Annotated in this window: 22 protein-coding genes and 1 other annotated feature; all 22 genes read right to left on the minus strand. The window is 45.9% G+C overall.

Annotated elements, in window-relative coordinates; all coding sequences use genetic code 11:
• Nucleotides 1-364: 364 nt before the first annotated feature.
• On the minus strand, nucleotides 365-994 hold the full coding sequence (pyrE, locus tag NCCP2331_RS01970) for an orotate phosphoribosyltransferase (RefSeq protein WP_251668130.1): 630 nt from the start codon (nucleotides 992-994) through the stop codon (nucleotides 365-367).
• A complete protein-coding gene (gene pyrF, locus NCCP2331_RS01975; RefSeq protein ID WP_251668131.1) occupies nucleotides 991-1704 on the minus strand; it encodes an orotidine-5'-phosphate decarboxylase in 714 nt (237 codons plus the stop codon). The genes pyrE and pyrF overlap by 4 nt, the downstream gene beginning before the upstream one ends.
• The gene (locus NCCP2331_RS01980; protein WP_251668132.1) at nucleotides 1701-2615 is read right to left on the minus strand and encodes a dihydroorotate dehydrogenase; all 915 of its coding nucleotides are present in this window, start codon (nucleotides 2613-2615) and stop codon (nucleotides 1701-1703) included. Before NCCP2331_RS01980 ends, pyrF begins: the two co-directional genes overlap by 4 nt.
• Nucleotides 2612-3391: a dihydroorotate dehydrogenase electron transfer subunit gene (locus NCCP2331_RS01985; RefSeq protein WP_251668134.1), complete on the minus strand. Its 780-nt coding sequence runs from the start codon at nucleotides 3389-3391 to the stop codon at nucleotides 2612-2614. The genes NCCP2331_RS01980 and NCCP2331_RS01985 overlap by 4 nt, the downstream gene beginning before the upstream one ends.
• On the minus strand, nucleotides 3388-6585 hold the full coding sequence (carB, locus tag NCCP2331_RS01990; RefSeq protein ID WP_153720487.1) for a carbamoyl-phosphate synthase large subunit: 3198 nt from the start codon (nucleotides 6583-6585) through the stop codon (nucleotides 3388-3390). Before carB ends, NCCP2331_RS01985 begins: the two co-directional genes overlap by 4 nt.
• Nucleotides 6578-7678 (minus strand): carbamoyl phosphate synthase small subunit, encoded by a 1101-nt coding sequence (locus tag NCCP2331_RS01995; protein WP_153720668.1) that lies wholly within the window; start codon nucleotides 7676-7678, stop codon nucleotides 6578-6580. The genes carB and NCCP2331_RS01995 overlap by 8 nt, the downstream gene beginning before the upstream one ends.
• Nucleotides 7678-8955: a dihydroorotase gene (locus NCCP2331_RS02000; RefSeq protein WP_153720488.1), complete on the minus strand. Its 1278-nt coding sequence runs from the start codon at nucleotides 8953-8955 to the stop codon at nucleotides 7678-7680. The genes NCCP2331_RS01995 and NCCP2331_RS02000 overlap by 1 nt, the downstream gene beginning before the upstream one ends.
• Nucleotide 8956: 1 nt before the next feature.
• A complete protein-coding gene (locus NCCP2331_RS02005) occupies nucleotides 8957-9835 on the minus strand; it encodes an aspartate carbamoyltransferase catalytic subunit (RefSeq protein WP_153720489.1) in 879 nt (292 codons plus the stop codon).
• Nucleotides 9836-9891: 56 nt separating this feature from the next.
• Nucleotides 9892-11175 (minus strand): uracil-xanthine permease family protein, encoded by a 1284-nt coding sequence (locus NCCP2331_RS02010; RefSeq protein WP_153720490.1) that lies wholly within the window; start codon nucleotides 11173-11175, stop codon nucleotides 9892-9894.
• Between the two features lie 21 nt (nucleotides 11176-11196).
• The gene (gene pyrR / locus NCCP2331_RS02015; protein WP_153720669.1) at nucleotides 11197-11745 is read right to left on the minus strand and encodes a bifunctional pyr operon transcriptional regulator/uracil phosphoribosyltransferase PyrR; all 549 of its coding nucleotides are present in this window, start codon (nucleotides 11743-11745) and stop codon (nucleotides 11197-11199) included.
• A 229-nt stretch (nucleotides 11746-11974) separates the two neighbouring features.
• Nucleotides 11975-12880: an RluA family pseudouridine synthase gene (locus tag NCCP2331_RS02020; protein WP_153720491.1), complete on the minus strand. Its 906-nt coding sequence runs from the start codon at nucleotides 12878-12880 to the stop codon at nucleotides 11975-11977.
• The gene (gene lspA / locus NCCP2331_RS02025) at nucleotides 12880-13359 is read right to left on the minus strand and encodes a signal peptidase II (RefSeq protein WP_153720492.1); all 480 of its coding nucleotides are present in this window, start codon (nucleotides 13357-13359) and stop codon (nucleotides 12880-12882) included. Before lspA ends, NCCP2331_RS02020 begins: the two co-directional genes overlap by 1 nt.
• Before the next feature lie 143 nt (nucleotides 13360-13502).
• Nucleotides 13503-16262 carry an isoleucine--tRNA ligase gene (ileS, locus tag NCCP2331_RS02030; RefSeq protein ID WP_153720493.1) on the minus strand — a complete coding sequence of 920 codons (2760 nt, stop codon included), beginning with the start codon at nucleotides 16260-16262 and terminating at the stop codon, nucleotides 13503-13505.
• 69 nt (nucleotides 16263-16331) lie between these two features.
• Nucleotides 16332-16544: a binding site (T-box leader), on the minus strand.
• A 50-nt stretch (nucleotides 16545-16594) separates the two neighbouring features.
• Nucleotides 16595-17104: a DivIVA domain-containing protein gene (locus tag NCCP2331_RS02035; protein ID WP_153720494.1), complete on the minus strand. Its 510-nt coding sequence runs from the start codon at nucleotides 17102-17104 to the stop codon at nucleotides 16595-16597.
• A 99-nt stretch (nucleotides 17105-17203) separates the two neighbouring features.
• Nucleotides 17204-17980, minus strand: a complete 777-nt coding sequence (locus NCCP2331_RS02040; RefSeq protein WP_153720495.1) for a YlmH family RNA-binding protein — start codon at nucleotides 17978-17980, stop codon at nucleotides 17204-17206.
• A gap of 63 nt (nucleotides 17981-18043) precedes the next feature.
• Entirely contained in the window at nucleotides 18044-18331 is a 288-nt protein-coding gene (locus tag NCCP2331_RS02045) for a YggT family protein (protein ID WP_153720496.1), read from the minus strand.
• Between the two features lie 83 nt (nucleotides 18332-18414).
• Entirely contained in the window at nucleotides 18415-18864 is a 450-nt protein-coding gene (locus tag NCCP2331_RS02050; RefSeq protein WP_153720497.1) for a cell division protein SepF, read from the minus strand.
• Complete coding sequence (locus tag NCCP2331_RS02055) at nucleotides 18861-19550, minus strand: YggS family pyridoxal phosphate-dependent enzyme (protein ID WP_376776791.1); 690 nt, start codon at nucleotides 19548-19550, stop codon at nucleotides 18861-18863. Before NCCP2331_RS02055 ends, NCCP2331_RS02050 begins: the two co-directional genes overlap by 4 nt.
• A 66-nt stretch (nucleotides 19551-19616) precedes the next feature.
• Entirely contained in the window at nucleotides 19617-19862 is a 246-nt protein-coding gene (locus tag NCCP2331_RS02060) for a PRC-barrel domain-containing protein (protein ID WP_153720499.1), read from the minus strand.
• A 95-nt stretch (nucleotides 19863-19957) separates the two neighbouring features.
• A complete protein-coding gene (gene sigG / locus NCCP2331_RS02065; RefSeq protein WP_153720500.1) occupies nucleotides 19958-20746 on the minus strand; it encodes an RNA polymerase sporulation sigma factor SigG in 789 nt (262 codons plus the stop codon).
• A 104-nt stretch (nucleotides 20747-20850) separates the two neighbouring features.
• The gene (gene sigE / locus NCCP2331_RS02070) at nucleotides 20851-21561 is read right to left on the minus strand and encodes an RNA polymerase sporulation sigma factor SigE (RefSeq protein ID WP_153720501.1); all 711 of its coding nucleotides are present in this window, start codon (nucleotides 21559-21561) and stop codon (nucleotides 20851-20853) included.
• A complete protein-coding gene (locus tag NCCP2331_RS02075; RefSeq protein WP_251668136.1) occupies nucleotides 21555-22403 on the minus strand; it encodes a sigma-E processing peptidase SpoIIGA in 849 nt (282 codons plus the stop codon). The genes sigE and NCCP2331_RS02075 overlap by 7 nt, the downstream gene beginning before the upstream one ends.
• Between the last annotated feature and the right edge of the window lie 395 nt (nucleotides 22404-22798).

The raw sequence follows: 22798 nt of genomic DNA on the forward strand, positions 1-22798 counted from the left end.
CTTTGCATGAGTGTTTTTAGAAGCTGGCAATGCCATTTGAGTTGCCATCTTCACATCACCTTCTTTCTTTTAGGTGCTACGTTAAATATCATACAACTTTCCTTCTTTCGTGACAATATTTTTTGCACATGAAAAGGCCAGTACTCACGATTAGCCTATCAATCACTTTGTTCGGATTTGTATTTATCTGTCCGAGGAAATCCGTTACATTTTTTTATTTGATATAACTGTGACAGTACACATTGTGAATGACATCTTTTTTCTGCCAATCCCATAAACCTTCAATGAAATAGGACAAAAAAAGAAAAGGACTGCCGCAGGAAAACGCAAATCAATTCGCGGCCTTCCAGGCAGTCCTTACTTATTACAAAGTACCTTGCTTCAACTTCGTATGCCATTCCATTAATTCGGCCATGGACTCTTCTTCGATCGCACCTTCTTCTTTTGCCGCCTCAGCAAGCGCTGCGAAATTCGTCAGGCTGTGATAAGAAAGCTTCGCTTCTGCAAACTTTTCATCCGCCTTCTGAAGCTCGTATGTAAAGATGGAAACGATGCCGCACACCTCTATCCCTTCAGCGAGCAGCGCATCGGCTGCATTCAAGCTGCTGCCGCCTGTTGAAATCAAGTCTTCAATGATCACTGCTTTTGCACCTGATTCAATCTTGCCCTCAATCTGCTTGCTTTTGCCGTGAGCTTTCGCTGAAGAACGGATATAAACCATCGGCAGCTTCAAGATGTCCGCTACCCATGCTGCGTGAGGAATTCCTGCAGTAGCCGTTCCGGCAATGACTGTCGTTTCTGGATAATGGACGCGGATTAACGCTGCCAGACCTTCTGCGATTTCTTTGCGTCCTACCGGATCTGCCATCGTCAAACGATTATCGCAGTAGATCGGTGACTTGATGCCTGATGCCCAGGTAAATGGCTCTTTCGGATTCAAGGCAACTGCTCCGACATTCAATAAAATCTGCGCTACTTCTTTTTCTCTGGTCATGAATTGGTCCCCTTCCACAATGTATTGACTAACTCATAAGCTGCCAACGGATTTTCTGCACCTGTGATAGCACGTCCCACGACAATATGCGTAGAACCTTCCTGCTGTGCTTTTGCAGGAGTCGCCACACGCTTCTGGTCATGAACGTCTCCTTCGGCAAGTCTGATACCCGGTGTAACTTTAAAGAAATCTTTACCGCACACTTCTTCAATTATTTTGGCTTCTTGCACCGAACAAACGACACCATCCAAATGAGCGGAGGCAGCAAGTTGCGCATAATGTTCCACAGATTCCTGGAGCGGCACACCAATCAGCTGCTCCTCCCGCACTTGACGGTCATCGGTAGAAGTGAGCTGCGTCACTGCAATCAATGCAGGGCGTTTTCTCCCTGTTGACGTACCTGTATCAAGACCTTCCAAAGCTGCTTCCATCATCGTCTTCCCGCCAGCTGCATGCACATTGACCATATCGACTTCAAGTGAAGCGAGGACCTTCATGGCAGACTTGACCGTGTTCGGGATATCATGCAGTTTCAGATCCAGAAAAATGGAACAGCCTGCTTCTTTTAGGCGGGCAATCATTGCGGGACCTTCTTTATAATACAATTCCATTCCCACTTTGACATTGACCGGCTGATCAAAGGCTTTCAGGAATTCGAATGTTTTTTCTGCTGAATTAAAATCTAGTGCAATAATGGGTGATCGATTCATACGCGATGGCTCCTTCCGATCAATTCTGAAATGTGGTCCACTTGCAGTTCATCCAGTTTGGCAGGCAGCTGTTCTATGATCGTCGGACAGACAAACGGATCGACGAAGTTTGCTGTACCGACCGCCACGGCGCTTGCTCCTGCTGACATGAAGTCCACCACATCCTGCACGCAAGTGACGCCGCCCATTCCGATGATCGGAATATTGACGACTTGGCTCACTTCATACACCATGCGGATCGCAACAGGTTTTACAGCCGGTCCGGATAACCCGCCAGTTTTATTGGCAATGACCGGTCTTCCGGTCTTTTCATCCAAACGCATACCGACAAGTGTATTGATCATCGTGATACCGTCCGCTCCGCCTGCTTCTACGGCAGCTGCCATTGACTTAATGTCAGCTACGTTCGGAGACAATTTTACATAGACAGGTACGGAAGATACAGCTTTTACTGCTGCTGTCAGTTCTTTTGCTATTTCAGGATCTGTTCCAAAAGTAATACCGCCGCATTTAACGTTCGGACAGGAAATATTGAGTTCCAATGCGTGTACATTTGGTGCTTTGGAAATTTCTTTCGCCACTTCTACATAATCTTCTGTTTCCGAACCTGCTACGTTTGCGATAATCGGCACATCGTATTTTTCCAGCCAGGGCAGCTCATTTTCGAGAACACCCTTCAATCCCGGATTTTGAAGCCCGATTGCATTCAGCATGCCTGATGATGTTTCTGCCACGCGCGGTGTCGGATTGCCGTAGCGTGTTTCGAGTGTTGTTGCTTTGATCATAATGGCACCGAGCTGTGAAAGATCATATAAATTTCCATACTCTTTTCCAAAACCGAAACATCCGGATGCCGGCATGATCGGATTCTTTAAGTCGAGACCGGGCAATGTACTCGCTAATCTGTTCATATTTGCACCATCCCTGCTGGAAATACCGGACCGTCAGAGCATACTTTGACATACGCTTTGTCCGTTGCGTTCTCATTTGTATGGCAGACGCAGGCAAAACAGGCGCCGATTCCGCAGCCCATGCGCTGTTCAAATGATAGGAAACCTTTTTTATGCACATAGGCTTTTTGCACGGCATCAAGCATCGGCATAGGACCGCAGCTGTAGAATGTTTCGAATTCATCTGCCAGCCCGCTCATGACATTGGTGACAAAGCCTTCGGTACCGTTGCTGCCGTCGACTGTTGCAATATATGTTTCACCCAGTGCTTTAAATTCTTCTTCATAGAAGACGACATCATCAGACTGGAAGCCAAGAATATGAATGCATTTCACGCCTTTTACCGTCAACTGCTTTGACAATTCATAAAGCGGCGGCACACCGATTCCTCCGCCGATCAGGACAGCTGTTTGGCCGGATGCTGTTTCTCCAACAGGGAATCCGTTGCCAAGCGGTCCCAGCACATTGACAATATCCCCTTCACGCTTTTCAGACAGCAGCTCTGTACCGCGTCCTTCCGCCCGGTAGATAATGGTCATTTCATTTGTCTCTGCATTGATCTCCGCTATAGAAATTGGACGGCGCAGCAGCGGTTCGAATGAATCGGATACTCTGATATGGACAAACTGGCCCGGAGAAGTAATTTCTCCGACCAGCTTTCCTGCCAGTTTCATTTCAAAAATGTTTTTTGCGATTTGCTGCTGGGAAACAACGGTCATCAAATCCTGGATGATCATTGGATCACCTGCGCTTTTGGCATCGCAGCTGTTTCAAATGTCATCGACTCGATTACAGACAGCATGGCAGCGGCTGTATCGATCGAAGTGAAGCAAGGAACTCCATTCTCGACGGATTCACGGCGGATTCTGAAGCCGTCACGGGCAGGCTGCTTTCCTTTCGTCAGTGTGTTGATCACTAACTGTGCCTGTCCTTTTTGAATGACGTCAATCAATGTCGGCCCGTCAGTTCCAATCTTTCCTACTGTCTGGACTTCGATATTTGCCTGTTCAAGGGCATTCGCTGTTCCTTCTGTAGCCAGGATGCGATAGCCGATTTGGACAAAACGTCTCGCGATCTCGATAATTTCTTCTTTATCTTTATCTGAAACTGTCATGAGCACAGAACCATATTCTTTCACTTCCATGCCTGCAGCGACTAACCCTTTATAAAGAGCTTTTTCCAGCGTGCTGTCTTTCCCCATGACTTCCCCTGTCGATTTCATTTCAGGTCCGAGTGTAATATCCACACGGCGAAGTTTTGCGAATGAGAAGACCGGTACTTTTACGTAGACGCCTTCTGGTGCAACCGCGAGTCCGTCTGTGAAGCCTTGCTCTGCGATCGATTTGCCTAAGATCGCTTGCGTCGCTACATTAGCCATCGGGATATTCGTGATTTTACTCAAGAACGGCACCGTACGGCTTGAACGCGGGTTTACCTCAATGACATATACCTGTCCTTCAGAAATAACGAACTGAATATTCAGCAATCCTCTGATTTTTAAGCCTAGAGCCAGGCGCTTTGTGTATTCCGCAATCGTTTCAATCATGGACTGAGACAGATTTTGCGGCGGGAACACAGCGATGGAGTCACCGGAGTGAACGCCTGCACGTTCGATATGCTCCATGATACCGGGAATCAACACCGTCTCGCCGTCACAGATTGCATCCACTTCGATTTCCGTACCTGTCAAATAGCGGTCAATCAATACAGGATGCTCGGGGCTGGCCTTCACCGCATTTTCCATGTACTGCAGCAACTCTTCTTCATGATAGACAATTTCCATTGCACGGCCGCCTAATACATAGGAAGGTCGGACTAGTACCGGATAACCAATTTCATTGGCTATCACGACTGCTTCAGGAACAGACAGTGCAGTTTTACCAAGCGGCTGCGGAACGCCGATTTCATGAAGTGCACTCTCGAATTTATCTCTGTTTTCAGCACGGTCGATATCTTCAAGTGATGTACCAAGAATTTTCACGCCGCGTGCTTCTAAGTCTGCTGCCAAGTTGATTGCAGTCTGTCCGCCAAACTGTACGATAACGCCTTCAGGCTGCTCCAAGTCGATAATGTGCATGACATCTTCAATCGTCAGCGGCTCAAAGTAGAGCTTATCGGAGATCGAGAAGTCTGTTGAGACCGTTTCCGGGTTATTATTGACGATGATCGCTTCATAGCCGGCTTCCTGGATTGCCCATACACAGTGAACGGTTGCATAGTCGAACTCCACACCTTGTCCGATTCGGATCGGGCCGGAACCGAGCACCACAACACTTTTCTTGTCTGTTTTGACGGATTCATTTTCCTCTTCATACGTCCCGTAGAAATACGGTGTATCCGATTCATATTCACCCGCACAAGTATCTACTTTTTTATAGACCGGAATTAATTCCTGCTCTTTTCTCCAATCATACACTTCACGCTCTGTCGTATTCCAGAATTGCGCAATGACAACATCTGCAAAACCTAAACGCTTCGCTTTATAGGCTGTTGCATAATCAAATGGATGATCTTTCAGCATCTGCTCATAGCGCACGATGTTTTCGAATTTGCGCAGGAAGAATAAATCGATTGCACTCCACTCGTGCAATGTTTCGATCGTAACTCCGCGGCGCAGCGCTTCCCCTAAGAAGAATAAACGCTCATCTCCCGCTTTGCGGATCCGCTTCTCGATCCATTCGTCAGACATTTCATCTCCGCCAGGCAATGATAGATCGAACTGGCCCGTTTCAAGTGAACGCACTGCTTTCAAGATCGACTCTTCAAACGTACGGCCCATCGCCATTACTTCGCCTGTTGCTTTCATTTGTGTGCCGAGATTACGTTTTGCCGATTCGAACTTGTCGAAAGGCCAGCGCGGAATCTTCGTTACAACATAGTCGAGTGTCGGCTCGAAGCATGCATACGTATTGCCTGTTACGGGGTTCATCATTTCATCCAGCGTCAGACCAACCGCAATTTTTGCCGCAAGCTTCGCGATCGGATAGCCTGTTGCTTTAGATGCCAGTGCAGATGAACGGCTGACACGCGGGTTCACTTCGATAATGTAGTAATCAAAGCTGTGCGGATCAAGTGCCAGCTGAACATTACAGCCGCCCTCGATTTTCAATGCACGGATGATATCCAATGAAACGTTGCGCAGCATTTGATTTTCACGGTCTGTCAACGTCTGGCACGGTGCCGCCACAATGGAATCTCCTGTATGGATACCGACTGCATCAACGTTCTCCATATTACAAACAACAATCGCGTTGTCTGCAGAGTCACGCATGACTTCATATTCGATCTCTTTAAATCCTGCGATAGATTTCTCCAATAGACACTGTGTAACCGGGCTGTATTTCAAACCGCTCGCTACGATTTCTTCCAAGTCTTCATCGTCATGACAGATTCCTCCGCCCGTTCCGCCGAGCGTAAAGGCAGGACGAACGATTACCGGATAGCCGATTCTCTTTACGAACGCGTACGCTTCATCAAGATTATGGATAATATCACTTTCCGGAACCGGTTCTCCCATTTCATTCATCAAGTTACGGAACAGGTCACGGTCTTCTGCTTTATGGATCGCATCCAGTTTGGTACCCAGAATCTCAATCTCCAGTTCATCAAGAATACCTGACTCCTGAAGCTCGATCGCCATGTTCAATCCCGTCTGGCCGCCAAGTGTAGGCAGCAAAGCATCCGGACGCTCTTTGCGGATAATCCGGCTGACGAAGTCCAGTGTGATCGGCTCGATATAAACCTTATCGGCAACTTCCGTATCCGTCATAATTGTTGCGGGATTGGAGTTGATGAGAATAACGCGGTAGCCCTCTTCTTTCAGGGACAGGCAGGCTTGTGTACCTGCATAATCGAACTCTGCAGCCTGGCCGATCACGATCGGGCCTGAGCCGATGACAAGGATGGATTTAATATCTGTACGTTTAGGCATTGGTATTCTCCTTTCGATTGCTTGCAGTCATCAATTCGATGAAATCGTCAAATAAGTAGCTTGCATCATGCGGTCCCGGAGAGGCTTCCGGATGGAACTGCACGGTAAACGCTTCGTATTTTTCACTTTTCACGCCTTCCACACAGCCGTCGTTCAGTGCTTTATGTGTCAGTTCCAGACCTGCACCGGCTAATGAATCTTCCAGCACTTCATAGCCATGGCTCTGAGAAGTCAGGTCTGTACGGTTTCTATTTAAATCTTTAACGGGATAATTGCCTCCGTTATGGCTATTTTTCATTTTTGCTGTCTTGGCTCCGCAAGCTAATGCAAAGAGCTGGTGACCTAGACCGATGCCGAAGATCGGTTTTTTGCCGAGCAATTCTTTAATTGTCTCTACTGCACCTTCGACATCTTCCGGATTACCCGGGCCGTTTGATAATAAAATTCCATCCGGGAACAAAGCCAGGATTTCTTTTGAAGAGGTATCATAAGGCACCACGATGACGTCACAGTTTTTTTTGTTCAGCTCACGCAAGATGCCGTGCTTGATTCCGTAATCAATCACCACAACACGCTTTCCGTGTCCCGGGCTTGGATACGGACGCTTAGTTGATACTTTTGCCACTAAGTCTTTCGGCAGATCATACCCTTGAACTTCCGCCAATACTGCAGCTGTATCGATATCGTCGCCAGCAGCCGTCAGCTTGCCTTTTAAAGAGCCCTTATCGCGTAATAAACGAGTCAGCTTGCGTGTGTCAATTTCCTGAATTCCAGGAATTCCTTTCAATGAAAGCAGATCGCCCAGCGACATGCCGCTGCGGAAATTAGAAGGCTCTTCAGTCAATTCTCTGACAACCAATCCGTTAATTGCCAGATCGATCGATTCATAATCATCGCGGTTAATCCCGTAATTTCCGATTAATGGATAAGTCATGACAACAATCTGTCCGCAGCCTGAAGGGTTGGAAATTGTTTCCTGATATCCTGTCATTCCGGTAGAAAACACTGCTTCTCCGATAGAAGCACTGTCCGCTCCAAATGCTTTTCCTTCAAATATCGAACCGTCTTCTAATACTAAATAACGTTTTTTCATCATTGACCATCCTTCCAAACGATGTTTCCACCGAAAATTGTCATCACCGGCCATCCGGCACATTCCCAGCCATCAAACGGTGTGTTCTTTCCTTGCGATACAAATGTTGTACGGTCGATCTTCTGTTCTTTTTCCAAATCAATCAGCACCAAGTCAGCTGCCGCGCCAACTTCGATTTTACCGTAAGGCAGATCAAAAACTTCCGCCGGCTTGACTGTCATCCAGTCCACCAGCTGCTTCAGTGTCCAGTGACCCGGCTTGACGAAGTGTGTATATAATAGAGGGAATGCTGTTTCGAACCCTGTAATACCGAATGGGGCTTTTGCAATTCCTGCCGCTTTCTCCTCTGCAGTATGCGGTGCGTGATCCGTTGCGATGCAATCCAGCGTACCGTCTAGCAGCCCTTCCCGCAAAGCCTGGCGGTCTTCTTCCGAACGAAGCGGAGGATTCATTTTCCAGTCAGCGTCGTCTCCCGGCACATCGTTTTCTGCCAGCAGTAAATGGTGCGGGCTCACTTCGCCCGTTACGTGAATCCCCGCTTTCTTCGCATCGCGAATGACCCGGACCGATTCTTTTGTACTGACGTGGCATACGTGGTAATGAGCTCCTGCCGCTTCCGCCAATAAAACATCTCTCGCAATATGTACAGATTCAGCGATGGAAGGAATTCCCGGCAGACCAAGTTCTTTATTGCGCGTGCCTTCATGCATAGCACCGCCATAAATCAATGAATTGTCTTCACAGTGTGCCACAATCGGCATGTTGATAGCCGCAGCATCCTGCATCGCTTCATACATCATGCCTGCTTCCTGAATCCCCACGCCGTCATCCGTAAATGCGAATGCGCCGTGTTCTTTCAATTCCTTTAAATTCGTCCGTTCTTTTCCTGCTTCTCTAATCGTGATTGATGCATAGGGCAGCACGCGAATTTTCGCATTGTCTTCAATTAATTTATTGATCTTTTCAATATTCTCAATCGTGTCCGGAACTGGACGGGTATTCGGCATCGAGCAGATAGTGGTATAACCGCCTTTAGCTGCTGCTGCAGTGCCTGTTGCAATTGTTTCTTTATGCTCTCCGCCCGGCTCTCTCAAGTGAACGTGTACATCAATTAGTCCCGGTGACAATAAGAGTCCGTTGCCTTCAATGACTTCGCATTCTTCAACTGCTAACTGGCTGCCGATTTCTGCAATCTTTCCTTCTGAGATTTTAACATCCGTCTGGATTAATTTGCCCTCTTCGTTTACCATCTGTACATTTTGAATTAAAGTTGTCATATTACTTCCGCCCCTTCAAAATTAGTTCTAGAACAGCCGCTCGAATATAGACGCCATTTTCGACTTGTTTAAAAATTCTTGACTGCGGACTTTCAATTAAGCAATCCGCTATTTCAACATCCCGGTTCACTGGCGCCGGATGCATGATAATTGCCTTGTCCTTCATGCGTGCCGCCCGCTCTTCCGTCAGTCCGTACTGCTCATGATAAGCAGCTTTCGTGTAGGCCATCTCCGTATTATGCCGCTCATGCTGAACACGGAGCAGCATGACTACATCACTTGTTTCAATGACTTCATCCCAGTTATCGACACTGTCGAATTCCCCTGCCCATTCCGGCGGGCATAAGAAAGTCACTTCTGCACCCAATTTGCGAAGCGCCTCCGCATTGGAGCGGGCAACACGGCTGTGCGCAATATCTCCGGCAATCAGCACTTTCAACCCTTCAAACCCGCCGAACTCTTCCTGAATCGTAAACAGATCGAGCAGTGACTGCGTCGGATGCTGGCCTGAGCCGTCCCCTGCATTAATGATGGCAACATTTGTACGCTCGACGAGTTCTTCATAAAAACCGTCCGACGGGTGCCGGATGACGAGTGCATCTAATCCGATAGCTTCCAATGTTCTGATCGTATCATATAGTGTCTCCCCTTTAAGCGTACTGGAGAAACTGGTTTCAAACGGGATGATCTGCGCTCCGACTTTCCGCTCAGCCATTTCAAAACTTGTTTTTGTCCGAGTGCTGGGCTCAAAAAATAAGTTACACACCGTATAGGTCCCCGGCAGTTCCCGGAAGCCCAGCCGTTTAAATATGGCTGCCCGCTCCAGAATGAGCATGATTTCTTCCACTGTCAGTTCTTTCATTGAAACTAAATGTTCCATCGGATGTTCCTCCTCATGAAGTGCAGGCATGTTCTGCAGGTAATTATGTATCTTCGTTATTCTTCATCCATTAATGTATCGTCTTTTCTGCCTGGCAGGAATAAGTTCAGCAGTACGCCGACAATCGCTGCGAGAGCCATCCCGCCGACTTCGAACGTCGGGCTGAATTTTATTGTCGCGCCGCCGATGCCGATGACCAAGATGATAGATGCAATAACCAAGTTTCGCTGATTGTCAAAGTCAATATGGTGATCGATCAGCATGCGCAGTCCGGACGAAGCAATGATACCGAACAATAAAATGGAGATGCCTCCGAGTACCGCTTGCGGAATCGTCGCAATGATTGCCATCACTTTTCCAAGGAAAGAGAAGAAGATGGCAAACACGGCTGCACCAAGAATTACATAAACACTGTATACACGGGTGATTGCCAGTACGCCGATGTTTTCACCGTACGTAGTTTTCGGCGGTCCGCCCACCATGCCGCTGATCAATGTTCCTAAACCATCTCCAAGTAAAGATCTGTGCAGTCCCGGACTGTCGATATAGTTGCGTTCAACTACTTTTCCGAGTACGAGCTGGTGACCAATATGTTCTGCAATCGTCACTATGGCGATTGGCACCATGACGATGAGCAGTGTCGGTGTCACAACGAAGGAATAGTCGACTCCGGGTATGAGCATCTCAGGCACTGCAAACCATTTTGCCTCTGCCACTTTCGTAAAATCCAAGATACCGATTACCGCTGAGTAGATGTAGCCGACTACGATTCCGATCAGCACAGGCATCAGGCTGATGATTCCTTTGAAGAACATCAGGCAAAATACGGCGGTTGCAAGAGTTACCAGTGCAGCTGAAAAGTGCAGTCCGCTATAGGTATCTGCCCCGTCTACCTGGATTGTGCTCGCCATATTGATGGCTGTCGGTGCGATGGCAAGTCCGATCACCATAATGACCGGTCCAACCACGATCGGCGGCAGGATTTTCATGATCCAGCGATAGCCTGTTTTCCAGATCAGCAGGGAAATGATCGCGTACACTAAGGCAACGAACATACTCCCGATCATTGCACTTCCTATCCCACCGGTTTTCGTCGCGATCTGTATCGGTATGATAAAGGCAAATGAAGAACCTAAGTATGCCGGCACTTGAAACTTAGTCACGGCAATAAATACAATCGTTGCGATTCCGCTTGTCAATAAAGCAATTGCAGGACTCAATCCAACCAGCTGCGGCACTAAAATCGTTGCGCCGAACATCGCGAACATATGCTGTAAGCTCAGCGCAAGCCATCGCACCGGCTGTGGTTTTTCATTGACATCTAATACTTTTTCACTCATCTTCTCAAGTCCCCCGGCTGTTTATAATGTACGTGTATGGATTGTGACGCCATCCGTTCCATCTGTTTCAATCATGCTGACCACTACTTGTTCATCACTCGATGTAGGGATGTTCTTGCCTACAAAATCCGGACGAATCGGCAGTTCCCGGTGACCCCTGTCTACAAGTACTGCCAGTTGTATGGAGGCAGGTCTTCCCAAATCCATCACCGCGTCTAGAGCTGCTCTGACAGTGCGTCCTGTGTACAGAACGTCGTCTACCAGGATCACTTTTTGATCTGCGACATCATGTGCAATATCGACCTGCTGCACGAGCGCTTCCGCCTGTTCATGCTTCAGTTGAAGATCATCACGATAAAGTGTGATGTCCAGTTCACCCTTTTTGATTGGTTTGCCTTCAATCTGTTCAATCCGGTCTGCCAGGCGTTTCGCTAAAATGGCGCCCCGTGTTTTAATGCCTACCAGTATACAGTCGTCAATGCCTCTGTTTTTTTCGATGATTTCATGCGCAATCCTTGTGATCGCACGTGAGATGGCCTGATCATCGAGAATTGCTGCTTTCTCCGCCATATCAGTGGTTTCCCCTTTCCGTTTTCCGTTTTTCAATAAAAAAATCCCTCCAGTCAGATTCGACTGGAGGGCGGACGTGCAGAAAAAAGCATACATCGAGGTCTTGCCGCAGCAAGACAACATGTAATTCCGTGCAACCTTCCCAGCCTCACAGGACTGACTTTAAAGGTATCGCTATTCAATTGCTTCATCGAGTATACAGCCATCAACTTGCACTTGTCAATGCTTATTATCCACGAAGATCATTCAGTAAATTTTGGTAATTTTCAGGCAAAGGCGCAGTGAACTCCAAATACTCTTCGGTTACCGGATGCACAAAGCCTACTGTTCCCGCATGCAGAACCTGCCCGCCGAAATCTATTGTCTTTCGTTGTCCATACTTTGGATCTCCGACAAGCGGATAACCGATATACTTCATATGGACGCGAATTTGGTGTGTACGTCCTGTTTCCAGACGGCATTCTACCAGTGTGTACTCACCAAAACGTTCCAGCACTTTAAAATGTGTGACCGCATTCTTTCCATTATCAACGACTGCCATCCGTTGGCGATCGCGCGGATCCCTGCCAATCGGTGCATCAATCGTGCCATTGTCGTGGGGTATATGACCGTGCACGAGCGCCGTGTAAACCCGGTTAACAGACTTCTCCACAAGTTGATTGACCAATGAAACATGGGCTTTATCATTTTTTGCGACCATCAGTAAACCGGACGTATCTTTATCAATCCGGTGAACGATACCAGGTCTCATAACGCCATTGATACCGGAGAGATCCGTGCACTGATACATCAGTCCATTGACCAATGTGCCTGACAGATGACCGGGTGAGGGATGGACAACCATACCTACAGGTTTATTCACTACCAGTACATCACGATCTTCATAAACAATTTCAAGATCGAGATTTTCTGCTTCGATATCGTACACTTCAGGATCCGGTTGCTCTATAGCAATCGTATCTTCTGCTTTTACTTTATAGTTTGATTTTACAAAGCTGCCATTCACTTGTATATGTTCTTCTTTCAGCCATTGCTGTATTTGCGTACGTGACCAGTCGGGCTGTAATGTGGCAATCGCTTTATCTATCCGACTGCCTGCAAGTTCCTCTGTAATTTCAAATTCAAATCGTTCCATTAGGAAACACCTTTTTTCTTTTTCTTTTTCTCATCAAGCAGTACATGCACTAAGATCAGTACGACTGCGATGGTCAATGCCGCGTCTGCTACGTTGAATATCGGAAAATCATAATTAATAACCGGGATCAGAACAGAAACAAAATCTACGACTTCTCCTCTGAATAAACGGTCAATGAAGTTTCCGACTGCCCCTCCAAGCAAAAGCATTAGGCTGATGCCGAGCAGGCGATCTTTTTTTCCTTCTGTATGGAAAAAGTATATAATAGCTGCAACCACTGCAACGGTTACAATATAGAACAACCACATTTTCCCTTCAAGCATACCCCAGGCGGCGCCTCGGTTCCGATGCGAGAGCAAGCCGAGATAAGGATCCAGTACAGAAATATATTCTCTGAGCTCCATATTTTTCACTACCAGCCATTTTGTCAGTTGATCCAGCGCTATGACTAAAACAGCTATTGCATAATAAGCGATCACTGCGTCTACCTCCGTCCAGCAAATGTCTAATTTATTTTACCACAATGTCAGGTCATTTTAACTTTTTACTGCATTCAATCAATAAAAAAGCAAAGCCATCATCATCCACGAGTGAATGATGATGGCTTTTGCATCAAGATTACTTATGCATAGTTCTCTTTTACGACTGTTGCGCATCGTGTACATAGTGCAGGGTGCTCTGCATCTTCCCCGACTGTTGTAGAAATCGTCCAGCAGCGTTCACATTTCTCACCGTCTGCTTTTTCGACCAGCACAGTTGCACGGTCCAGTTTTAGTGCATTTGGCAGATCTGCCTCTTTGCTTTCTTCAAATGCAGAAACAATGAAAAATTGTGCGAAGTCAATATCTTCAGCCTGCAGCAGGCCTTGCTGATCTTCGGGCAATACAACCGTTACTTTTGCTTCAAGTGATTTCCCGATGACTTTTGCATTTCGCGCTTCTTCCAAAGCTTTCAGTACATCATCACGAATATCCATCAAGCCGTCAAAACGTTCGCGCAGTTGATCTGCCGTTTCGCCTTTTTGATCAGCTTTCGGCATATCGGTTAATTGAACACTGTCAGCTTCTTTCACTGTCAGATAGTTCCACATTTCATCTGCAGTGTGCGGCAGGATCGGTGTGATCAGTTTGACTAAAGTGATCAGCGTATCGTACATAACCGACTGCATCGCACGGCGGTGAGGATGATTCGCCCCTTCGATATACACGACATCTTTCGCAATATCGAGGTAGAACGAGCTCAGTACGCCTGTGCAGAAATTATTTACAGCGTGATAAACACTTGCAAATTCATATTTTTCATATGCTGTTGTTACTTCCTCAATTAAATCTTGAAGTTTCACATAGACATACTGATCGACAGGACGCATGTCCTCAAATGACACACGGTCCGCTGACGGATTGAAATCAGCTACATTACCATGCAAGAAACGGATCGTGTTACGGATTTTACGATATACTTCTGATACTTGCTTGAAGTTCGAATCAGATACACGCACGTCTGCTGTATAATCGACAGAAGCAACCCACAGACGAACAATATCAGCGCCTAATTGATTGATCACTTTTGAAGGGACAATCACGTTTCCAAGTGATTTACTCATTTTACGGCCATCTTTATCCAGCGTAAAGCCGTGGCTCAGAATCCCTTTGTACGGTGCAATTCCATTGATTGCGACACTCGTCGTCAATGAAGAGTTGAACCAGCCGCGATATTGGTCGGATCCTTCCAAGTACAAGTCAGCCGGATACACGAGGTCATCACGCTCATCCAGGACGCCTTGGTGGGTCGTTCCGGAATCGAACCAAACATCCATGATATCTGTTTCTTTTGTAAACTCTCCATTCGGGCTGCCTTCGTGTGCAAAGCCTTCAGGCAGCAGTTCTTTTGCAGAACGTTCAAACCAGATGTTCGAACCATTTTCGCGGAATAATTTTGCCACATGGCCAATTGTTTCATCAGTCAGAATGGCATCGCCGTTTTCCGCGTAAAATACCGGAATGGGAACACCCCATACACGCTGGCGGGAAATACACCAGTCTCCGCGGTCACGAACCATATTGAACAGACGTGTTTCACCCCATGAAGGCGTGAACTCTGTTTTACGGATAGCTTCCAGCAAGTCCTCTCTGAATAATTCAATCGATGCAAACCACTGAGCTGTCGCACGGTAAATAACCGGCTTTTTCGTACGCCAGTCATGCGGGTACGAGTGAGTGATAAATGAAAGCTTCTGAAGTGCGCCGACTTCTTTAAGCTTTTCTGTGACTGCTTTATTGGCATCTTCGTAGAACATACCTTCAAAGAACGGCGCTTCGTCTGTCATGACGCCGCGGTCGTTGATTGGAGACAAAGCATCAATACCATATGCTTTACTGACGTAGAAGTCGTCCTCACCGTGACCAGGTGCCGTATGAACACATCCGGTACCAGCATCTGCTGTCACGTGCTCGCCCAGCATGACAAGTGAATCGCGGTCATAGAATGGATGCTTCGCCACAATACGGTCCAAATCAGCTCCCGGCAGTTCCTGTTCAACTGTATAATCTTCCCACTCTAGTTCTTTAGCTAAAAACTCCACAAGATCCTTTGCCACAACAAACTTCTCACCATTGACATTTACAATTGCATACGTAAACGCCGGGTGTACAGAAATCCCCAAGTTTGCAGGAATCGTCCAAGGAGTTGTCGTCCAAATTAGGAATTTTACATCTTCAGCCAGTACCCCTTTGCCGTCGCGCACAGGGAAGCTGACATAAATAGAAGGAGACTTCTTATCCTGATATTCAATTTCGGCTTCTGCCAAAGCTGATTCACTGGAAGGAGACCAATAAACCGGCTTCAATCCTTTATAGATATAACCTTTTTTGGCCATCTCGCCGAATACTTGAATCTGACGGGACTCAAATGCCGGCTTTAATGTAATATAAGGATTTTCCCAGTCGCCGCGGACTCCAAGACGTCTGAATTGAGTGCGCTGATTATTAATTTGCTCCAAAGCATACTCTTCACACATTTTACGGAATTCTGCGATGCTCATTTTCTTGCGGTCTACACCTTTATTAACAAGCGCCTGCTCAATCGGCAGACCGTGCGTATCCCAGCCCGGGACGTAAGGTGCGTGGAAGCCTGACATGGATTTATAGCGGACGATAAAATCTTTCAGCACTTTATTGAGCGCATGGCCCATGTGCAAATCGCCGTTCGCATATGGAGGTCCGTCATGCAGGATAAAATAGGGTCTGCCTGCTGTACGTTCTTGCACCTGCTGATAGATATTTTTTTCATTCCATTTTTCTTGCATCTTCGGCTCATTATTCGGTAAATTTCCGCGCATCGGAAATTCTGTTTTTGGCATGAGCAATGTATCTTTGTATTCCATTTATAATTCCTCCTCTTTATGTTTACGTCTAAAGTACTATGAAAGAAAATAAAAAAATCCCCATCCCAAAAAAGGGACGAGGTTATTCTCGCGGTACCACCCTACTTGCAATTGAAACCAATTGCCGCTTAGACACTGTTAACGGCAGTGTAACCGGGTCCATGTACATATCCACGAACCAGCTCCGGAGTGATTTTCGTTTCTGCATCCCCGCCGGGCTTCCACCGCCCCCGGCTCGCTGTCGGTCAAATCAGAAAGTACTGTCTCTTTCGACGCTTCTACTTTACGTAATTATTGTCATTATAAAAATGCCGCAAAGAATTGTCAAGTTCTTACGATTCTTCATCTGCCGCACTTTCTGCACTCGTCGTATCCAGCTCATACTTCAGCAGCTGATCCCAGTCATCTGTCTTGATTAAATCCAGCTGTGCTTCCACCATCATCTTGAAACGGCTTCTAAACACCTTGGACTGTTTCTTCAAGTCTTCTACTTCCAACGCAACTTTTCTCGCCCGCGCCAATGCATCATTGACAATGCGGTCTGCATTTTTCTCCGATTCCTTGACGATCAGCTTGGATTCCTGTATCGCATTTCTGCGCACATCCTCTGCCGCTTCCTGAGCAATCAGAATAGACTTCTGCAAAGTGCCTTCAATTGTATTGAAATGAGCTAATTTTGCTTCATTAAGAGAAATCGTCTGCTGCAGCTCTTCATTTTTCTTTATAACGTTTTCATAATCCTTCATAACCTGCTCTAGAAACTCATTCACTTCGTCTTCATCATAACCGCGAAATTTCGAACTGAATGCTTTGTTATGTATATCCGTAGGGGTTAAAGCCATGAAATGCTTTCTCCTTTCCGTCTGATCCATGTCAATTCTCAATTGTTCTGTACTACTTGATTAAACACTACTTTACCGATTTTATCAAGGCTTTCTCTATCAGACTAACGCACCAATCACGACCCGAATCTTATCTTTTCTCGTCCTGCCTTCAATACTGAGGATTTTATAGCGGCCAAAGCCTCTGACAGACAGAACATCATGCTCTTCCACTTCAAAAGCCTGCTGATCGATCATCGCCCAGTTTACTTTTACTTTTTCTCCTTTTATCAGAGAAGAAGCTTTGGCGCGTGAACAATTTGTCAATGAAGCGACAACTGTATCCAGCCGCAGCGAACTGATAATATGCATTTCTTCCGCCCATTCTTCTTTTGCATCAATCACTTCAGCCATATTCAGAATGGGTTTAACGGATACTTTTACCTTGCCGACCTGTGTAAAATTGACATGAATATATTCGGATACTTCCTCTGCTACTGCAAATTGCACTTTTTCCTCAGCTATCTGTATATCTCCGAATCGTGAACGGTCGATTCCCACCGACAGCAGTGAACCTAAAAGCTGTGAATGCTTCATATCAATGAATTTCTGAGGATAATGCACTTCATACAGACTGATTTGAAACTCATCCGTTTCCGGTGAATAGTAATCCGGATAGATGAGCATCCGTTTTCGCTCAGAATCCGGAAATCCTCCTTCTGCCGCAAGCATCAGCTCAGAATTACGCACTATGGATTCCGCTATAAACCGCTGACGCGGATCCAGAAATTCTGTCAGTTTCGGGGCATACGTATCCTCTACTTCTTTCACCCAGCTATTCACCTTTTCAATAAAAGGCTGCTCTTCCTTTCTGAAATGCTGGAAAATCGATTCCATGAAAATCCTTCTCCTTGTACAAAAAAATCCCCACCCTGTGAGGATTTAAGTTTTATTTTATGCTTAGATCAACGCTTGGAATAACATCAGGTAAATCTGTCCAAGTCCTCTGCCGATCAGATTCAGTGCAAATAATGCCACGATCGGAGATATATCGATCATACCGAGCGGCGGGATAAACTTTCGGAAAAAACCCAGATAAGGTTCAGCAACACGCCCGATCAGCTGACCGATTTTAGTTTCACGGGTCGACGGGATCCAGGACATTAAAATATAGGCGATTAAAATAAAAGAATAGATTAAAACCGCTCTGGATACTACTAAATACACAATGTTCAATAAACCGATCATAATTTCATGTACACCTCATTCAAAATGGTTTAACTCATACTTTCGCGGGCTCTTCTGCTTGTCCAATAAAATAATTCAACTATTTATTCGGACAGATATTCTGTAATCGAGCCTGCCACTTCCACGTTCTCAGGTGCACATAGAAAGATATCGGTGCCCACTCGCTGAATATCTCCTCCGAGTGCATAGACAGTACCGCTTAAAAAATCGATGATGCGAAATCCTTGATCCCGGTCAATCCGCTGCAAATTCACTACGACGGAGCGCTTGTTTTTCAAATGCTCTGCAATATCCTGGGCTTCCGCATAAGCGCGGGGCTCCACTAAAATCACTTTCGATGATTTTTGGACACTTTGCAGGCTGATGACCGGCGTGGATGGATGCGGTTCAGCTACTTGCTTCCTAGTGTTGGTCTTTTTAGGTTCTTTCCGGGCAGGCGGCTGATTTGCAATCGGTTGTCTGCCCGCAGATTCAGTGACTGTTTCCTCTTCTTCCAACCAAAACAATTTCTCAAATCGTTTTTTGAGGCTCATTTGTCTTCCTCGCTTTCTGATCCGACTAAGGCGGTGCCAACCCGTATATGCGTTGCACCTTCTTCGATTGCAATCATAAAGTCGTTGGACATTCCCATCGATAATTGTGTGCACGGGGCATACGGCAATTTTTTTGCAGCGATGTTGTCACGTATTTCCCGTAATGAACGGAAAACGCTGCGGATGACAGATTCATCCTCTGTGTCAGGTGCCATCGTCATTAATCCAATGACATGAACGTTCTCATACTCTGCTAATTGCTCAAAGAATGCATCGGCTTCAGCCGGTGTAATACCAGACTTTGATTCTTCCCCGGAGACATTGACTTGAACAAAGCAATCCAATGGCCTGAAGGCTCTTTTATTCACTTCTTTCACAAGACTCATGCGGTCAACAGAATGAAGGCAGTCAATCGTATCAATCAGCTCTTTCACTTTGCGTGTCTGCAGATTGCCTATAAAATGCCAGTTCACTTCCTCTTGGATATTCTCCTGTTTATCCAGAAGTCCTTCCAGTCGGTTTTCTCCAAAATCTTTCACACCAAGATCTGCCAGGGACTGTGCCCTTTTGGAAGATACCGATTTAGTAACCGCTATTAATGTGAGTTCTTCCGGGTTTCGACCCATTTTTTTACAAGTTTCGTTTATTTGCTGCTGTATAGTTGCTAACCGTTGTTTCACTTCCACAATATCACTACTTTTCTTCTTCTTTGCTACATTGTATCAAGCGAGGCACTAGATATCAACGATTAGTCATTGATTTGAGTGTTTCTTCTGGACAAGCACAATATCTTTCCCTATGGTTTTGACATCGGCGTAGCCAACCTTTTGCACGCCTTTTGATTTTGAATCTGAGAAAAAAGAACGTTGAATTTCGCCTATATGCAGTTTATCTATTTTGCCGCTGGTAATATCAATCGTAGCATCTTGGACGAAGCCAAGAAATGAACCTTTTTTTATTTCAATCACTTCTTTTTTCTGCAAGCTGGAAAAACGCATAGTTTCCCCTCCTTATTTCATACTATGCTTAGTGTCTTTTATCGAGAACGCAAAAAGCCGTCACAATCCGATCGGGGCATTGTAACGGCTGTCACTTAACTATTCTTCTGCTCAATGCCTAATCGGATCTTTTCCATCGCATGCTTTTCAATTCGGGAGATCTGAGCTTGGGATATTCCAAGTTCCTTCGCAATTTCTGTTTGTGTCTGTCCCAGGTAAAAGCGTTTGGAGACGATGAGCTGCTGACGTTCGTCCAACTCATCTACGCTGTCTTTTATCGACACATACGTCATCCAGCGTTCCTCTGAGACACGCTGATCCTGCAGTTGATCCATCATATAGATCGGATCCCCGCCATCACTGTTCATCGGCTCATGCAATGACATGGGATCTTGGATGGCATCCAGTGCGAATAAAATATCTTCTTCCGGAATACCTGTCATTTTTTCTAAGTCTGAGATGCGCGGTTCGTGCTGATGTTCATTGATATACTCTTCTTTTGCCTTAATGGCTTTATATGCGATATCACGCAATGATCTTGATACCCGGACGGCATGGTGGTCACGGAGATGGCGCTTAATTTCTCCTATGATCATGGGTACCGCATACGTTGAAAATCGAACATTGTGTTTCAAATCAAAATTATCAATGGCTTTCAGCAATCCAATACAGCCTACTTGGAATAAATCGTCAGCCTGTTCTCCACGGTAATTAAAACGCTGTACCAGACTGAGTACGAGACGCAAGTTCGCAAACACCAATTCATCTCTGGCGAATTCATCACCACTTTGCAAACGAATGAAAGTCTCTTTCATTACATCGCTTGTCAATAATGGCAGTTCGGACGTATTGATTCCACAAATTTCTACTCTTGTACGTACCATTGGCTATTCCTCCGCATTCTATAGGTGAGTGTACAAAGTAGTTTGTCCTCAAGTCTTTAGAATATGCGGTTTTGAAATTCGCCAATTTCTACCGATGCAGCCAATTAGGAAATCGGCTGATTCAGTCGGTCACGAAGTTCAGAGATGATTTTCTTTTCCAGTCTCGATATATAGGACTGTGAGATCCCCAGTAGATCGGCCACTTCTTTCTGCGTCATTTCCATCGTGCCCATCAGTCCAAAACGCTGTTCCATAATATATCGTTCTCTATCATCAAGCCCAGAAATCGCATCAATCATATACTGGCGTTCCAGTTTCTTTTCTACATCATCTGTAATAATGTCTTCATCTGTTCCCAATATATCGGACAGCAGAAGTTCATTTCCGTCTGCATCGGAGTTAAGCGGTTCATCGAATGAAATTTCCGAACGCATCCTGTTGGTTTTACGCAGATGCATCAGAATTTCATTTTCAATACAGCGGGAAGCATATGTGGCCAGCTTAATATTTTTATCCGCTTTGAATGTCTCTATCGCTTTTATAAGTCCGATCGTACCGATGCTGATCAGGTCTTCAATATTTGTATTCGTATTATCAAAACGTCTCGCAATATAGACTACCAGGCGAAGATTTTTTTCAATCAGTGTGTCACGAGCTGCCGGGTCTCCGTTCATCAAAGCTTGTATCGTAATGGCTTCCTTTTCTTTATCGAGCGGTTTCGGGAGGGATTCATGTCCTCCGATATAAAATGTTCCATTCTTTTTCCTGAAGAAACCCGCCAGATAGGAAATCCACTTTTTCACATCCGTTAACATGTCTCTATTCTCCTTTCCTCTTTCATTATTTCCAGTGCGCTGACTTGCAGTATAGCGGATGCACCTTGCGGGTATTTCCGCTGTTCTTTTGTCAGCACGGCATAGCCGGCAGGCAGTGGCTGTCCGTCTATCAGCCAGCTGTCATACTTGATTCCGACTGTCCACGAAGCGCCCTGCACGGTTTGCAGACGAATTAGTCGAAGATCTTTTTGGTAAACTGCAGGAAATTGTGACAGGTCCGGCGAAGTATCAGGGTTCCATTTTTGCAAAGCAGTTGAAAAATCAGCAGGCAGCTGTTCTTTTACAGCTTCGAAAGCAATAAAATGAACAGATGCACCTGAAATCGGCTCCACACAGTGATTGCCGGTATCTATAAATACTTTCAGCGGTATTTCCTGTTTCCACAGCATCAGCTCAGAATCTGCCGTGAGACGCTGCAGTCTGCTGTCTTTGCGGGTATCCAGCCACTTAATTTTGAAGATATAAAGTGCGATGTACGCAATTCCCACAGCAAATAACACAAAAAGATTGTTTTGTGCAATCGCTATTTTTGAATAGATCAGTGTCAGCAGTCCGCCAGCAAAAAAAGCGGCGATCAGAACTGCCGGTGCAGCATTTTTCCAACTGCTGAGCGTTTGTCCAAAGGCAATATAGGTCATTCCTAAAAAAGTAAAGATGATCGCTGGCACAGAATGGGGAAACATAGTAATAAAGAAGGCTCCGATAAACGAGGCGCTCCACAGCCTCCTTCTGCCCGTCTGGTGATTTCCGACTTTATTAGTGAATGACAGGATTGCATAGTTAAAGAGCATATTAATTCCTATCATCAGTTCCGCATACATATGCCGGCCTCCTTAGAAATAGATTATCACGGCCGTCCTAAAAAAAATGTCAGGCTGCGGACAGTTTTTCGCAAAGCCTTCGACAAAATTTTAATTTGGTTGGTGTTGTGTATTTTCAAGAGTTTGGCTTGAGCTGATTTTGTTTTGTTTCGTTGCTCGACTTTGCAGGTAGTTTGGATGAGGTATGAATTTGCAGTTCAAAACCGCTGCGGCGCTGGGGGATTGCCTTACGCTATAAGCCTACTGGCGAAAAACGTGCCTATCTGCCAAAGAAGCTTGGCGGATGATCATAGTACCCGCTCAAGCGCTCATAGCCCAGCCTTAGCCGCTCATACCCACCGGCCACGTGATCATTCGGATCGGATGCGTGATCATACTGCATCCCGTCGTGATCA

Source organism: Sporosarcina sp. NCCP-2331, assembly GCF_023707945.1.
Classification (GTDB): Bacteria; Bacillota; Bacilli; order Bacillales_A; family Planococcaceae; genus Sporosarcina; species Sporosarcina cascadiensis.

Excerpts from the sequence above, each read along its gene's own strand:
- NCCP2331_RS02020 (WP_153720491.1), bottom strand. The coding sequence starts at position 12,880 with ATGGAACGATTTGAATTTGAAATTACAGAGGAACTTGCAGGCAGTCGG.
- carB (WP_153720487.1), bottom strand. The coding sequence starts at position 6,585 with ATGCCTAAACGTACAGATATTAAATCCATCCTTGTCATCGGCTCAGGC.
- pyrF (WP_251668131.1), bottom strand. The coding sequence starts at position 1,704 with ATGAATCGATCACCCATTATTGCACTAGATTTTAATTCAGCAGAAAAA.
- pyrE (WP_251668130.1), bottom strand. The coding sequence starts at position 994 with ATGACCAGAGAAAAAGAAGTAGCGCAGATTTTATTGAATGTCGGAGCA.
- NCCP2331_RS02060 (WP_153720499.1), bottom strand. The coding sequence starts at position 19,862 with ATGCGTTTTTCCAGCTTGCAGAAAAAAGAAGTGATTGAAATAAAAAAA.
- NCCP2331_RS02045 (WP_153720496.1), bottom strand. The coding sequence starts at position 18,331 with ATGATCGGTTTATTGAACATTGTGTATTTAGTAGTATCCAGAGCGGTT.
- sigE (WP_153720501.1), bottom strand. The coding sequence starts at position 21,561 with ATGTTAACGGATGTGAAAAAGTGGATTTCCTATCTGGCGGGTTTCTTC.
- NCCP2331_RS02075 (WP_251668136.1), bottom strand. The coding sequence starts at position 22,403 with ATGTATGCGGAACTGATGATAGGAATTAATATGCTCTTTAACTATGCA.
- NCCP2331_RS02050 (WP_153720497.1), bottom strand. The coding sequence starts at position 18,864 with ATGAGCCTCAAAAAACGATTTGAGAAATTGTTTTGGTTGGAAGAAGAG.
- NCCP2331_RS02035 (WP_153720494.1), bottom strand. The coding sequence starts at position 17,104 with ATGGCTTTAACCCCTACGGATATACATAACAAAGCATTCAGTTCGAAA.
- sigG (WP_153720500.1), bottom strand. The coding sequence starts at position 20,746 with ATGGTACGTACAAGAGTAGAAATTTGTGGAATCAATACGTCCGAACTG.
- NCCP2331_RS02005 (WP_153720489.1), bottom strand. The coding sequence starts at position 9,835 with ATGGAACATTTAGTTTCAATGAAAGAACTGACAGTGGAAGAAATCATG.
- NCCP2331_RS02000 (WP_153720488.1), bottom strand. The coding sequence starts at position 8,955 with ATGACAACTTTAATTCAAAATGTACAGATGGTAAACGAAGAGGGCAAA.
- NCCP2331_RS01985 (WP_251668134.1), bottom strand. The coding sequence starts at position 3,391 with ATGATCATCCAGGATTTGATGACCGTTGTTTCCCAGCAGCAAATCGCA.
- NCCP2331_RS02040 (WP_153720495.1), bottom strand. The coding sequence starts at position 17,980 with ATGGAATCGATTTTCCAGCATTTCAGAAAGGAAGAGCAGCCTTTTATT.
- NCCP2331_RS02010 (WP_153720490.1), bottom strand. The coding sequence starts at position 11,175 with ATGAGTGAAAAAGTATTAGATGTCAATGAAAAACCACAGCCGGTGCGA.
- ileS (WP_153720493.1), bottom strand. The coding sequence starts at position 16,262 with ATGGAATACAAAGATACATTGCTCATGCCAAAAACAGAATTTCCGATG.
- NCCP2331_RS01995 (WP_153720668.1), bottom strand. The coding sequence starts at position 7,678 with ATGAAAAAACGTTATTTAGTATTAGAAGACGGTTCGATATTTGAAGGA.
- pyrR (WP_153720669.1), bottom strand. The coding sequence starts at position 11,745 with ATGGCGGAGAAAGCAGCAATTCTCGATGATCAGGCCATCTCACGTGCG.
- NCCP2331_RS01980 (WP_251668132.1), bottom strand. The coding sequence starts at position 2,615 with ATGAACAGATTAGCGAGTACATTGCCCGGTCTCGACTTAAAGAATCCG.